Consider the following 13919-nt stretch of genomic DNA (forward strand, 5'->3'; position numbering starts at 1 on the left):
TTTTGATTTAGACAAAAAGGTAAACAAAACAGAAAAATCTGCTATGGTAAAACTCAAATTCAAAAAAAGTTTTAATGAATTAAAACCTGAAGAACTTAAATGGGCATGTCCCGTTGAAAAGTTACAATTTGAGACGACAAATGAAGTTGAACCACTTGAAGATATAATTGGGCAGGAAAGAGCTTTAAAGGCATTAAAGCTTGGGACTGAACTTTTCGCTCCAGGATATAACATATTTGTTTGTGGTCTAACGGGGACTGGACGAATGACGACGATAAAACACATTCTAAAACAAATTTCACCCAAAGCACCACAAGCTCCTGACAGATGTTATGTTTATAACTTTAAAAATCCTGATGAACCGCGGCTTCTTGAGTTTCCTCGTGGACAGGCGATAATGTTTAAGCGAAATATGGAAGCAATGGTTTTCTATTTGAAACAAAAAATACCGAGAACGCTTGAGGATGAAAAATATATTGAAGCAAGAAATAAAATAATAGAAAAGTATCAGAGAAAGGAACAGGAGCTATTTCGTGAGTTTCAAAAGAAAGTTGAAAGCGAAAGGTTTGCGATTATAAATATGCAAATTGAAAATGTCGTTAGACCAAGCATTGTCCCGATCGTTGAAGGAAAGCCAATGCCGATAGAGCAGCTTTTCAATCTCGCAAAAGCTGGAAAAATTCCAGAGGAGACAGTTCGTGAAATTCAACAGAAATATCTTGAGCTACAATCCGAAATGCAAGAGATTTTCAGAAAGGAGATGCTTCTTGCAAGAGAAATGACAAGAGAGCTTGAGGAGCTTGAGCGTGAGGCGGTTAAGTCAATAATTGAAGGAATAATTGATGAGATCAAAGAACAGTTTAAAATACCTAAGGTTCATGAGTATCTTGATGAAGTGAGGAAACATATCTTGAATAATCTTAACATTTTCAAAAAAGCATCTGACGAAGGCAAGTTATTGGTCCCGATTCCTGAACAAAAAGATGAAGCCGATCCATTTCTCCCGTATCGTGTTAATGTCATTCTTGATAATTCAGAGCAGGAAGGTGTGCCTGTTATAATAGAAACAACACCAACCTTTGCAAATATATTTGGAACTATTGAAAAAGTTTATGATTCCAGAGGTTTTTGGAGAACTGATTTTACAAAAATAAAAGCGGGATCTCTTCTTAAAGCAGATGGAGGTTATCTCGTTTTGAACGCAAGGGACGCATTGAGTGAGCCTGGGGTGTGGAAGGCGCTTAAACGAACTCTTATACATAGAAAACTTGAAATCCAACCGATTGATGTCTTTTTTCAAATAAGTTCAATATCGCTTAAGCCAGAGCCAATTGAGATAAATACAAAAATCATAATGCTTGGGGATCCTGAGCTTTATCATTTGCTTTATGAATACGATGAGGATTTCCGCAAAATTTTTAAAGTTAAAGCTGACTTTGATTTTGAGATGGATTTAACAGATGAGTCAATTATTCAATATGCTAAATTTGTTCGGAAGATGTGTCGTGATGAGAATTTAAAACCATTTGATAAGGAAGCGATAGCTAAAGTTATTGAGTTTGCGGTTAGGCAAGCTGGCAGAAGGGATAAAATTACAACGAGATTCAGTTTGATAGCAGATTTAATTCGCGAGGCGAATTATTGGGCTGGCGTTGATAACAGCGATTTTGTGAAAGCCGAACATGTTAAAAGAGCGATTGAGGAAAGTTTCAATAGAAGAAAAATGATAGAAGATAAGATAAAAGAGTTGATAGCAAAGGGTGTGATACTTGTTGATGTAGTTGGCAAAAGAGTTGGACAAGTTAATGGGTTGACAATCTATGAGATGGGAGATTACAGATTCGGTAGACCAGTTCGGATTACCGCAAGTGTATCAATGGGCAGAGACGGGGTTATAAATATAGAGCGTGAATCAAATTTGAGCGGAAGAATTCATGACAAAGGTGTATTAATTCTTGCTGGGTATTTGAGGGAGAAATACGCACAAGATAAACCGCTTACGCTTTCGGCAAGTATTTGCTTTGAGCAATCTTATTCTGGAATTGATGGTGATAGCGCTTCTTCAACTGAACTTTACGCGTTGCTTTCTGCACTTTCCGGACTACCTATCAAACAAGGCATAGCAGTGACTGGTTCTGTAAATCAGAAAGGTGATATACAACCAATCGGTGGGGTTAATGAAAAAATTGAAGGATTTTTTGATGTTTGTAAGGCGAAAGGATTAACTGGAGAGCAAGGAGTGATAATACCAAAGAAAAATGTTGAAGATCTCATGTTAAGAGATGATGTAATTGAAGCGGTGAGAAGTGGTATGTTTCATATATATCCAGTTGAAACGATTGAAGAGGGAATTGAGATCTTAACAGGCGTCAAAGCTGGAAAAAGATTAAAAAATGGAAAATTTGAACCTGGAACTGTAAACTATCTTGTTGATAAAAGGTTGCAAGAGATTTCAAAAGGTTTAAGGAAATTTGCAGCTAGCTAATCCGCTGTCCATTCGCTCATTTCAGAAGCAAGTGCAATTAGTTCTTCCATAGTTATCGTGGATGGATCAAGTTTTTCAAGTGCTTTTCTCATTTGCTTAAATAAATCATCGTATCCAATATCAATTGTTTTTGCTCGTTTTCTTTTGATTGGGTTAACTTTTGAAACGACTGCTTGTTTTAAGAACGGATGATTTATTCCTCTTTCTCTTAAGCTATGAACGATAGGCTCAACTATATCGTCTACATCTTTGAGGATGTTTGCTCTTTTTTCTCTTTCATTCAAAGCGTCTGGCAGGGGCGCGTCAATAAAATTGTCAACTTTTTTAAGTATCGGAACATATGCATAGCCACTAAATTTAGGATACTTCTCATATAGCAATCCGAGTGTTATAAAATACGCTTCCTCAAATTGAAAAGCATATTCGGCCTCAGAAACTCTCCCATCTGTTTCAAGGAGACCTTTATACATTCTGATAACTTCAAGTGCTTTTTCTTTGAGGTTATGTGCTTTTTCGGTGTTAAGAGATAATATATGAAATGCAACTGATGTATCTGGAATCACGATTGCAGGTATTTCTTTTACCCCAAGTTGTAGAAGAGCTTCCCTTCTGTGGTTTCCGTTTGGAGTCCAGTATTCACCTTGTTCGGTTCTTATTATTACGATTGGATCAATAAATCTTTTAAGCTCTTCAATTACTTCTTTGAGTCGTCTTACATGTGCAATTGACAAATCTCTTTGAAAAGGTGTTGGTTTAACTTTTTCAATTGGTAGAAGTGCAAAAATTTGCCAGTTTTTTCCGTAAGGCTCACGATAAATTGATAGCACAGCTCCTCCATCGTCCTCAATCTTTTGTGAAAGCTCTTTAAGCTCTGGGGGAATAACTTCATTACTGGGATATATTGGCCACTTTCTCCTTTTCATAGCGTTAATTGAAGTTTTGTTTTTATAATAATTTTCATTAAGTAATTTACACTAAGTGTAGGAAATATGCAAGCGGTGAGTGAAGTGGAGCCGACGGGATTCGAACCCGTGACCTCCACAATGCCATTGTGGCGCTCTCCCAGCTGAGCTACGGCCCCTTGATGTGAAATCGTTTTTAATTTACACGATAATTTTTTCATTTGCAAATTTTAAAATTGCAAAAATTTCGTCTTAAATTTTTCAAAAAAATTAAGCGCAAAAAATGTCAGGTTTGTTAAGTAAAACTGCTGAGTATGGAATGAGAGCCGTTTTGTATATCGCCTTAAATCAATCCGATAATAAAAAAGATAAAAAACGAATAAGCACGAAGGACATAGCGAAGGATTTAAAGGTTCCTTATCATTTCCTTGCGAAGGTTATTCAGAAACTTGTAAAGGCAGGAATTATACACTCAAAGCGGGGCAAAAATGGAGGATTTTTTCTGAAGAAATCACCAGAGAAAGTTAAGTTGATCGATGTTGGCTTGCTCTTGAAGGGAAAGAACTTTTTACAGATTGTGTTCTCGGGCTTCCAAGTTGTTCAGATAAAAATCCTTGTTCTGTTCATGACTACTGGAAGGTCATCCGAGAAGAGATAAGGCAGATGTTGTCAAATAAAACGGTTAAGGAGCTTCTCAACGGGGAGTTCAAAATTTAAAGATGACAAATTTACAAGTTCTTTGTATTAATTCCCTCTGATTTTAATTAATTTTCAATTGAAATGCTAATATAAGTGTCATTTTGTCACTTGACTTGAATTGTTTTTGAGATTATATTTATAATTGCCTTTAGCAACCGTCTATGCTAAGTGCTAATAAAAATAAAACTTAAGAGGAGGTAGCTTTTATGGCAAAAGTAAATATTCGTCCTTTGTCGGATAGGGTAGTTGTAAAACCTTTGCCAGCTGAGGAAGTTACAAAAAGTGGTCTTGTTATTCCTGATACAGCAAAAGAGCGCCCGCAACAGGGGGAAGTAATTGCAGTTGGTCCGGGAAGAATTACAGATGATGGCAAGAAGATCCCGATGGAGGTTAAGGTTGGAGACAAGGTTTTATATGGTAAGTATGCTGGAACTGAAATTTCAATTGATGGCGAAGAGTATTTAATAATGAGGGAAAGCGATATTCTTGCAATAATTGAGTAAAAATTAAAAACAAAAGAAAAGGAGGTAAAAATATGGCAGTAAAGGACATACTTTTCAATGCGGAGGCACGTGCAGCACTAAAGCGTGGCGTTGATAAGCTCGCCGAAGCAGTAAAAGTTACCCTTGGTCCAAAGGGTAGAAATGTTATAATAGATAAAAAATTTGGACCACCTGTTGTTACTAAAGACGGAGTTACAGTAGCAAAGGAGATTGAGCTTGAAGATCCAGTTGAAAACATGGGAGCCCAGTTAATTCGTGAGGTTGCCTCAAAGACAAGTGATGTTGCTGGTGATGGAACGACAACAGCGACAGTTCTTGCACAAGCTATATTTAGAGAAGGACTGAAGAATGTTGTTGCTGGAAGAAATCCGATGGACTTGAAGAGAGGTATTGATATGGCGGTTAAGAAGGTTGTTGAAGGTTTAAAAGAGATAAGCCGAGAAGTTAAGGATAAGAAGGAAATAGCATATGTTGGAGCGATATCTGCTAACAATGATATGTCAATTGGGCAGCTAATCGCGGACGCAATGGAAAAAGTTGGAAGAGATGGTGTCATAACAGTTGAAGAAGCAAAAGGAACCGAGACCACGATGGAAATAGTTGAAGGTATGCAATTTGATCGTGGTTATCTTTCACCATATTTTGTAACAAATCCAGATACGATGGAATGCGTTCTTGAAAATCCATATATCTTGATCCATGACAAAAAGATTAGCTCGCTAAAGGATTTCCTCCCGATACTTGAAAAAGTCGCTCAATCTGGAAGATCACTTCTTGTTATAGCTGAAGATGTTGAAGGTGAAGCTCTTGCAACTCTTGTCGTTAACAAGCTTCGTGGGACATTGCGTTGTTGTGCTGTCAAAGCACCAGGATTTGGTGAAAGAAGGAAGGCAATGCTTGAAGATATTGCGATTTTAACTGGTGGAACAGTTATATCCGAAGAGAAAGGATTCAAACTTGAAAATGCTCAGCTTTCATATCTCGGGCAAGCTAAGAAAGTTGTCGTTGACAAAGATAACACGACGATCGTTGAAGGTGCTGGAAGCAAGGATGAGATAAAGCGTCGTATAAATGAAATCAAAGTGCAAATTGAAAAAACGACATCTGATTATGATCGTGAAAAACTCCAGGAGCGTCTTGCTAAGTTAAGCGGTGGTGTCGCAGTTCTAAAGATTGGTGCAGCGACAGAAGTTGAAATGAAAGAGAAAAAAGCACGAGTTGAAGATGCACTCCATGCAACAAAAGCTGCCGTTGAAGAAGGTATCATTCCAGGTGGAGGCGTTGCATATTTGAGAGTGATGCATAAGCTTGATGAACTTAAGCCAGAGAACGAAGATCAGGCTGTCGGAATAGATATAGTAAGAAAAGCACTTGAAGAGCCAATTAGATGGATCGTTGCAAACGCTGGTCATGAGCCATCAATTATAGTTCAGAAGGTTAAGGAAGGAAAAGATGATTTCGGATTTAATGCTCAGACCGAAAAGTTTGAAAACTTGTTTGAATCTGGCGTTATAGATCCTACTAAAGTAGCTCGTGTTGCGCTTGAAAATGCTGCAAGCGTTGCTTCGTTGTTGTTGACAACTGAAGCTGTTGTGTTTGAGAAGCCAGAGAAAGAGAAGACACCACCAGTTCCAGGTGGAATGAGTGACATGTACTAATCATTAAATCAAGCATTTAGAAGCCCCGACCTTTAGGTCGGGGCTTTTTTGTTTATCGTTGTAGCGCACGCTTTAACTTAACAGATTTGATATTTTATGAATCAAGTATTAAATTTATCCTGAAAACGAAGAAAAAGATGTAATCAATGAACATTGCTGTTTTTGCTTCTGGGCGTGGTTCAAATCTCATGGCAATTCTCAACGCCATAAAAGAAGGAAAGATAAATGCCAAAGTCGCACTTGTGATAAGTAATAATTCAAATGCCGGCGCACTTGAGATAGCAAAAGCAAATGGAATTGATGCTCTTCATATAAGTCGTGCTCAATTTACTTCCGATGAGGATTATGTAAAAAAACTTCTTTATGAACTTAAATCAAGAAACATTGAACTTATCGTCCTTGCCGGATATATGAAAAAAATTCCGCCTGAGGTAGTTCAGGAATATCGTAATAAAATTCTCAATATACATCCCGCACTATTGCCTGCCTTTGGAGGTCAGGGGATGTATGGTATGAATGTGCATAAAGCTGTAATTGATTACGGAGTTAAAGTCACTGGTGTGACTGTTCACATTGTTGACGAAGAATATGATCACGGTCCAATAGTTATGCAAAGGGCAATTGAGGTCAGGGATGATGATACGCCCGAAACGCTTGCAGAGAGAGTTTTGAAAGTTGAACATGAAATTTATCCAATAGCAATTAAACTTTTTGTTGATGGCAAAATAACTGTTTCTGGAAGAAAAGTTTTGATTAAAGATGAAAATCAAGACAGCTCTTATTAGTGTTTATGATAAATCAGGCATAGTTGAATTTGCGCGCGAGCTGCGGATGTTTGATATAGAAATAATTTCAACAGGTGGAACTTATAACCTTCTTGTTGAGAATCATATCAAAGCAAGAAAAATTGAAGAAATCACTGGTTTTCCTGAAATACTTGATGGAAGAGTTAAAACCCTTCATCCCAAAATTCTTGCTGGTATACTCGCAGTGAGAGATAAGCCTGAACATGTTGAGCAATTGAAAAAGTTTGACATAACCCCGATTGATCTTGTCGTTGTAAATCTTTATCCGTTTGCAAGTGTTATCAAACGGGAAAACTTTACAATGGATGAGGCAATTGAGAATATTGATATTGGAGGCGTTACGCTTTTAAGAGCTGGGGCTAAGAATTATAAATATGTTGCTGTTGTTGCAGATCCCAGAAGATATGATGAAATAATTAAAGAACTTAAGGCAAACAATGGTGAAATTTCCGAGGAAACCAGGTTTTCGCTTGCGTTGGAGGTTTTCAAATATACATCAAATTATGATGCAGTTATAGCTAACTTTTTTGCTTCTCGCTTGACTGGAGATATTTTGCCTGAAATCTTTTCTGTGAATTTGAGTAAAGTTAAAAATCTACGCTATGGTGAGAATCCCCATCAAAGGTCCGCTCTTTACGGGGACTTTTTCAATTATTTTGAGCCATTACATGGAAAGGAGCTTTCTTATAACAACATACTTGACATTAGCTCTGCGACCGAACTCGTCCTTGAATTTGATAAACCTGCTTGCGTGATTGTAAAGCATACAAATCCGTGCGGTGTTGGAGTTGATGAGGAATCAATTCTTGAGGCATTTAAAAAAGCTTTCGCAACAGATACAGTTTCACCTTTTGGTGGGATAATTGCTTTTAATCGTCCACTTGATTTGAAAACCGCAATGACAATAGATGAAATTTTTGCGGAGGTCATAATCGCTCCAGATTTTCCGAGCGATGTTTTGAATTTTTTAATGCGAAAAAAGAATAGAAGGTTGATAAAATATAGAAATGTTGATATTTTAAGCAAAGTTGAACTTGATTTCAAAAGAGTGATGGGTGGTGTTCTTGTTCAGGAAACTAACTCAATTGACATTGATCCGGCAAATTTACGAATTGTCACCAAAAGAAAGCCAACCCTTGACGAGATGGAGGCATTGATATTTGCTTGGAAAGTTGTTAAACATGTTAAATCAAATGCGATAGTTTATGCAAAGAAAGACAGAACCCTTGGAATTGGCGCAGGGCAGATGTCAAGAGTTGATGCATCAAAAGTTGCAATTATGAAGGCTAAGGAGATGGGACATGATTTAAAGGGAAGCGTTGTGGCCTCAGATGCTTTCTTCCCGTTTCCTGATGGTTTAATTGAAGCTATAAAAGCAGGTGCAACTGCAGTGATTCAACCCGGAGGTTCAATTAGAGATGAGGAAATCATAAAAATCGCTGATGAACATAACATCGCAATGGTTTTTACAGGGATAAGACATTTTAAACACTAAAAAATTGGAAGAGGAAATGGGACTATTCAATTTATTTACAGCTGATATCGCAATTGACCTCGGAACAGCAAACACGCTAATTTGGATGAAAGGAAAAGGAATTGTTCTAAATGAGCCATCCATTGTCACATATGATAGAAGCACTCGTAAAATAGTTGCGATCGGAAGAGAAGCGAAGGAGATGCTTGGCAGAACTCATAAAGATTTGCAGACAATAAGACCCTTGAAAGATGGAGTTATAGCAGATTTTGAAATGGCGGAGGGAATGTTAAGAGAGTTCATTAAAAAAATCCATGTAAATTGGTTTCCAAGTAGGCGAGTTGTGATAAGTGTTCCAAGCGGAGTTACCGAAGTTGAGAAAAGAGCAGTTCGTGATTCGGCTGAACATGCTGGGGCTAAGGAAGTTCACTTAATCCCTGAACCGATGGCTGCAGCAATTGGTATCGGAATTGATGTGACAGAACCGTATGGGAATATGATCATTGATATTGGCGGTGGAACTACGGAAATCGCTGTCATAGCATTGTCTGGAATTGTAACTCAAGAGTCAATAAGAATTGCTGGCGATGAGATGACTAATGCGATAATTCAACTCTTTAAAAAATCATACAACATTTTGATAGGTGAGAGAACCGCTGAAGATATAAAGTGTGAAGTCGGATCAGCGATGCCTCTTGAACAGGAGGTGACAATTCAAGTGAAGGGTCGCGATCTTGTAACGGGGATTCCGAAAATTGTTGAAGTAAGCTCAGTTGAAATTCGTGAAGCTTTAAATGAACCTATTATTGCGATAATTGATGCCATAAAACTTGCTCTTGAAAGAACACCACCAGAACTTGCAGCTGACATACTTGATCGCGGTATAATGCTAACAGGTGGCGGTTCGTTGCTTAAAGGTCTTGATGAAAGAATCAGGATGGAGACGGGGTTACCAGTCCATGTCGCTGAAGATCCACTTACAGCTGTTGTCCGTGGAGCTGGAAAAGTTCTTGAAAACCTTGAAGCATATTCAAAAGTTTTACTTAAAAGCCAAAGGTACTGATGTTTAGAATTTTATCCCAAATAACTCAACATTTTAAGGAGTACCTCATATTTTCAATTCTGCTTTTGGTTTCTTTGTTGCTTCTTTTTTCGGGCAATTCATCAAAATCTTATCTTGTTGCGCGGATCGCCGTTGAACTAATTGGATTCGCAAAACATATAACAGGTTTTTTGCCTAATTTCTATGACCTTAAAGCTGAAAATAAAGAGTTAAGAAAAACCAATGTCCTTTTGTTAAGCGAATTAAACCAACTTCGTGAGGAGAAACTTGAAAACATAAGATTGCGTAAGCTTCTCGGGTTCAAGGAGAAACAAAATAACTATGAATTTATACCAGCAGATGTTGTCGGGAAAACTCTCGTTAGCCCATACAATTACATAGTTTTAAACGCTGGCGAAAACGATGGCGTTGAAGTTAATATGCCTGTTGTTTGTGAGCTAGGTGTGGTTGGAAAAATTATGAAGACAGGAAAAAATTATTCTTTAGCTATGATACTTTTTCACAAGGATTTTAGAGCAAGTGTTAAGATTCAAAGAAGCAGGGTTGATGGTATACTTGGATGGGAGGGAGGCGACTTTCTATCGTTGATGAATGTATCAAAAACAATGGATGTTGAGGTTGGTGATGTCGTGATAACCTCAGAATATAGCACTATATTTCCATCTGGATTTGAGATTGGGGTGGTCGCAGAAATTGATAATTCTGTCCCTGGACTTTTCAAGGCAATCAAAGTGAAACCTTCCGTTGATTTCACAAAACTTGAAGAAGTTTTCATTATAAAGTATAAGGGTGATTTTGAGCGAGAAGAAATTGAGCAAGCCAGTTTGGAAAATAAAAACTTGAAATGATGCTTTATATCCGATATTTTATTACTGGTCTTTTGTTGTTGGCGCTTCAAATAGTGATTGTGCCTTTGATTGCGATAGAGAAAATAGTTCCAGATTTGATGATAATTTTTGTCGTGTATGTTGCTTTGAAAAAGGGACAAATTTCTGGAACTTTAGCAGGATTTATTTCTGGATTGCTGATGGATCTAACTATTAACTTTGTCCTGGGACTTTCGGCTCTTTCTAAAACTGTTGCTGGTTTTGTCGCTGGATATTTTTATAGTGAAGCCAAGACCTCTGCGAACACAGAGACGCTTCGCTTTTTAGGCATAGTTATTTTTGTCTCCATGGTTGACAATACTGTTTACTTTTTGATTGATATCTTGGCTAATAGTTTAGATGGTGCCGAAATTGCCAAAATGATAATTGGAAAGACAATCTACACGGGTATTTTATCTTTGATTCCAGTTTTCATAACCTCAAAAGAGACAAGGTTGTTATGACCGAAACATCAAGAGTTAAGTTTTTAAAAATACTTCTTTCCATCATTTTTCTGTTCTTCATCGTTAAGCTTTACGAGCTTCAGCTTTATCGTGATGTTGAATACAAAAGACAAGCAGAAATCAATAGCATAAGGACAATCCAGCATGATCCAATCAGGGGGTTGATATTTGATAGAAATAAAAAAATTGTCGTGGACAATGTTCCCTCATATACAGTTACTCTGACACCGTATGAGTTTGATATGAAAAATCTTGATGTCCTTGCTAAAATTTTAAAGGTCGATCGTCAATATATCCTTGAAAAGATTTCATCTGCTCCTTCTCCATTTTCACCTGTTAAGATTCGTCGTGATGCTCCTGTTAGAGCGATAGCATACATTGAAGAACACAGGGGTGAGTTAAGAGGTGTTGATTATTTAATTGAACATAAAAGGAATTACCGAGCACCGGGTCTTGCCTCACACATCCTTGGATATGTCAAAGAGATAACTTCATCTCAGTTGAATATCTATAAAGGATTGTATAAACCTGGGGATCAAATTGGTCAATCAGGTCTTGAGAAAAGTTATGAACCGATCATAAAAGGGGAAAAAGGATATCGTTTCATAATGGTTGACGCTCTCGGGCGATTTGTCGGTAAATATAACGATGGCAAAAATGATATACCACCTGCTGAGGGTTCTGATTTAATCCTAACGATTGATATTGAATTGCAGGCATTTATTGAAGAGTTGCTTCGGGACAGATCTGGTTCGGTTGTTGTGCTTGATCCAAGAAATGGTGAAATTCTCGCTATGGTAAGTAAGCCAAATTATGACTTAGCACTTCTAAGCGGATATACACCAGGCGAGGTATGGAGCCAACTTAACTCTGATCCTAAAAAGCCGTTATTAAATAGAGCGATTTCTGGTCTTTATTCCCCGGGTTCAACATTTAAAATGGTTCTTGCGATAACTGCGCTTGAAACTGGGTCTGTTGATCTTAATTGGAAAGTTTATTGCCCTGGTTATTTTGTTTATGGGGACAAGGTTTTTAAATGCCATACATCGCAAGGTCATGGTTGGGTGAATTTAACCAAAGCAATTGAGGTCTCTTGTAATGTTTACTTTTATAACTTGATGTTGAGAGTTAATTTTGACGATTGGTCAAGATATGGTGGACTTTTGGGCTTTGGTAAAAAAACTGGGGTTGATTTGCCTGAGGAAATTGAAGGAATTTTGCCATCAACGGAGTACTTCAACAGGGTTTATGGTGTTAATAAATGGACGAAAGGTTATCTTATAAGCTTGGCGATTGGTCAAGGTGAGATAAGCACGACTCCACTTCAAATGGCAACATATGCAATGGTTCTTGCAAATTCAGGTAAATATCATCAACCACATTTGGTTAAAGAAATTATAAATAAGAAAACTGGCAAAATTGAAGAGGTTTCATATTATACGAGGGAAATACCAGTTTCGCAAAGAACATTTGATATAATTCGCGAGGCGATGTATTTAGTTGTTAACAGTCCTTCTGGCACTGGAAAAGGTGCAAGGGTTGAAGGCATAAATGTTGCCGGAAAGACTGGAACTGCTCAAAATCCACATGGTAATGATCACGCTTGGTTCGTTGGGTTTGCTCCGTATGAAAATCCTGAAATTGCTTTTGCAATTATCGTTGAAAATGCTGGCTTTGGTGGCGCAGTCGCTGCACCAATTGCTAAAGAAATAGTCAAAAAGTATTTTGAACTAAAAAACCAAAGAACAGAGTTTAAGGTCGCCAAATGGTAAGAGGGATAGGAGATAAAATTGATTTTAAGATTTTATTGCCTTTGCTTATTCTATTACTTGTGAGTGTGCTTTCAATTTACAGCGCTACAAAACTTCCGGGACAATATTCCATCTTTTTAAAGCATGTGCTTTGGATCATAAGCGGTATTTTTATCGCGGTGTTTTTCTATTTTTTCCCAGTTCAAAGATTATTGAGTTTATCGGTTTTGCTTTATATAATTTCACTTGCTTTTCTTGTTATCGTTATTTTCATCGGGAAAAAAGTTTCAGGTTCAGCTTCTTGGATTCAAATAGGTAAATTTCAATTTCAACCTTCAGAGTTTGCAAAGTTTACAACGATTTTAATTCTTGCTTACTTTCTTTCAAAAAGAAATGTCAGAGCTGATAATCCGGTTACGCTTATAGTTGCTGGTATTTTGACTTTCATACCATTTTTCTTGACAATTTTACAACCAGATTTCGGGACTGCGATCGTGTTCGGGGCTATTTTTCTCGGAATTATGTTTTGGGCAGAAGTTCCTGTTTTTTGGCTTTTGCTTTTGCTTGCTCCCGTTGTTTTAATAATTGCGTCATTTTTTAGCATTAAAGTTTTTATCGCTGCTTCAATTCTGATCACTATTTTATTTCTGTTGATGAGAAAGCCGTTTGTTTTGACTTTTATGATTGTTGCAATGAACCTTATGATTGGGTTGACAAGCGAACATATTTACCATAAAGTTTTGAAACCACATCAGCAAAAGAGAATCTCAACATTTTTAAATCCGGCGAAAGATCCACTTGGTGCTGGTTATAATGTAATTCAGTCAAAGATTGCAATTGGTTCTGGGGGATTAATTGGAAAAGGTTTCATGAAAGGGACACAGACGCAGTTGAGATTTGTTCCAGCGCAATGGACTGATTTTATATTTTGTGTTCCAGCTGAAGAGTTTGGTTTTGTTGGATCTGTGACAATTCTTTTGCTTTATTTGATTCTTTTGTGGAGGGTGATAAATCTTGCTACGCTAATAAAGCAAAGGTTCGCGAGTTTAGTGGCGATTGGCATCTTTTCAACTTGGTTTTTCCATATTATGGTGAACATAGGAATGACGCTTGGGCTTTCACCAGTGATCGGGATATGGCTTCCGTTTTTAAGCTATGGAGGTTCTGCGATGTGGGTTAATATGGCAATGGCTGGCTTACTTATGAATTTTTACGCAAATAGGAGGGAACTTAATTGATTTTTAAAAT

The 13919-nt window shown here is 37.4% G+C and carries 12 protein-coding genes and 1 tRNA gene; 11 read left to right on the forward strand and 2 right to left on the reverse strand.

Going from position 1 to position 13919, the window contains the following annotated elements; translation table 11 throughout:
- Window positions 1-43: 43 nt before the first annotated feature.
- Window positions 44-2485, forward strand: a complete 2442-nt coding sequence (locus tag NZ923_07120; protein MCS7229790.1) for an AAA family ATPase — start codon at window positions 44-46, stop codon at window positions 2483-2485.
- Here NZ923_07120 and NZ923_07125 read toward each other — a convergent pair.
- Together NZ923_07125 and NZ923_07130 are read right to left on the reverse strand one after the other, a co-directional pair.
- Entirely contained in the window at window positions 2482-3408 is a 927-nt protein-coding gene (locus NZ923_07125) for a ParB/RepB/Spo0J family partition protein (GenBank protein ID MCS7229791.1), read from the reverse strand. The genes NZ923_07120 and NZ923_07125 overlap by 4 nt on opposite strands.
- 85 nt (window positions 3409-3493) lie before the next feature.
- Window positions 3494-3566 (reverse strand) — tRNA-Ala (locus tag NZ923_07130).
- A gap of 104 nt (window positions 3567-3670) precedes the next feature.
- Between NZ923_07130 and NZ923_07135 the strand changes: the two genes are divergently transcribed.
- The 10 genes from NZ923_07135 (at window position 3671) to rodA (ending at window position 13909) form a co-directional block, all read left to right on the forward strand.
- On the forward strand, window positions 3671-4045 hold the full coding sequence (locus NZ923_07135) for an Rrf2 family transcriptional regulator (GenBank protein ID MCS7229792.1): 375 nt from the start codon (window positions 3671-3673) through the stop codon (window positions 4043-4045).
- 247 nt (window positions 4046-4292) lie between these two features.
- Window positions 4293-4589 (forward strand): co-chaperone GroES, encoded by a 297-nt coding sequence (gene groES, locus NZ923_07140; GenBank protein MCS7229793.1) that lies wholly within the window; start codon window positions 4293-4295, stop codon window positions 4587-4589.
- A gap of 32 nt (window positions 4590-4621) precedes the next feature.
- A complete protein-coding gene (gene groL / locus NZ923_07145) occupies window positions 4622-6247 on the forward strand; it encodes a chaperonin GroEL (protein MCS7229794.1) in 1626 nt (541 codons plus the stop codon).
- 188 nt (window positions 6248-6435) lie between these two features.
- Window positions 6436-7032, forward strand: coding sequence for a phosphoribosylglycinamide formyltransferase (gene purN / locus NZ923_07150; GenBank protein MCS7229795.1), 597 nt, complete (start codon window positions 6436-6438; stop codon window positions 7030-7032).
- Window positions 7007-8548 (forward strand): bifunctional phosphoribosylaminoimidazolecarboxamide formyltransferase/IMP cyclohydrolase, encoded by a 1542-nt coding sequence (gene purH / locus NZ923_07155; protein ID MCS7229796.1) that lies wholly within the window; start codon window positions 7007-7009, stop codon window positions 8546-8548. Before purN ends, purH begins: the two co-directional genes overlap by 26 nt.
- Before the next feature lie 16 nt (window positions 8549-8564).
- Window positions 8565-9590: a rod shape-determining protein gene (locus tag NZ923_07160; GenBank protein ID MCS7229797.1), complete on the forward strand. Its 1026-nt coding sequence runs from the start codon at window positions 8565-8567 to the stop codon at window positions 9588-9590.
- 77 nt (window positions 9591-9667) lie between these two features.
- Entirely contained in the window at window positions 9668-10438 is a 771-nt protein-coding gene (gene mreC, locus NZ923_07165; GenBank protein MCS7229798.1) for a rod shape-determining protein MreC, read from the forward strand.
- Window positions 10435-10920, forward strand: coding sequence for a rod shape-determining protein MreD (gene mreD, locus NZ923_07170; protein MCS7229799.1), 486 nt, complete (start codon window positions 10435-10437; stop codon window positions 10918-10920). The genes mreC and mreD overlap by 4 nt, the downstream gene beginning before the upstream one ends.
- On the forward strand, window positions 10917-12692 hold the full coding sequence (gene mrdA / locus NZ923_07175) for a penicillin-binding protein 2 (protein MCS7229800.1): 1776 nt from the start codon (window positions 10917-10919) through the stop codon (window positions 12690-12692). Before mreD ends, mrdA begins: the two co-directional genes overlap by 4 nt.
- Window positions 12686-13909, forward strand: a complete 1224-nt coding sequence (gene rodA / locus NZ923_07180; protein MCS7229801.1) for a rod shape-determining protein RodA — start codon at window positions 12686-12688, stop codon at window positions 13907-13909. The genes mrdA and rodA overlap by 7 nt, the downstream gene beginning before the upstream one ends.
- The last annotated feature ends 10 nt before the right edge of the window (window positions 13910-13919 follow it).

Source organism: Candidatus Kryptonium sp. (genome assembly GCA_025060635.1).
Classification (GTDB): Bacteria; Bacteroidota; Ignavibacteria; order Kryptoniales; family Kryptoniaceae; genus Kryptonium.

Coding starts and splice junctions, on each gene's coding strand:
- NZ923_07120 (MCS7229790.1), top strand. CDS start 44: ATGGTAAAACTCAAATTCAAAAAAAGTTTTAATGAATTAAAACCTGAA.
- NZ923_07125 (MCS7229791.1), bottom strand. CDS start 3,408: ATGAAAAGGAGAAAGTGGCCAATATATCCCAGTAATGAAGTTATTCCC.
- NZ923_07135 (MCS7229792.1), top strand. CDS start 3,671: ATGTCAGGTTTGTTAAGTAAAACTGCTGAGTATGGAATGAGAGCCGTT.
- groES (MCS7229793.1), top strand. CDS start 4,293: ATGGCAAAAGTAAATATTCGTCCTTTGTCGGATAGGGTAGTTGTAAAA.
- groL (MCS7229794.1), top strand. CDS start 4,622: ATGGCAGTAAAGGACATACTTTTCAATGCGGAGGCACGTGCAGCACTA.
- purN (MCS7229795.1), top strand. CDS start 6,436: ATGGCAATTCTCAACGCCATAAAAGAAGGAAAGATAAATGCCAAAGTC.
- purH (MCS7229796.1), top strand. CDS start 7,007: ATGAAAATCAAGACAGCTCTTATTAGTGTTTATGATAAATCAGGCATA.
- NZ923_07160 (MCS7229797.1), top strand. CDS start 8,565: ATGGGACTATTCAATTTATTTACAGCTGATATCGCAATTGACCTCGGA.
- mreD (MCS7229799.1), top strand. CDS start 10,435: ATGATGCTTTATATCCGATATTTTATTACTGGTCTTTTGTTGTTGGCG.
- mrdA (MCS7229800.1), top strand. CDS start 10,917: ATGACCGAAACATCAAGAGTTAAGTTTTTAAAAATACTTCTTTCCATC.
- rodA (MCS7229801.1), top strand. CDS start 12,686: ATGGTAAGAGGGATAGGAGATAAAATTGATTTTAAGATTTTATTGCCT.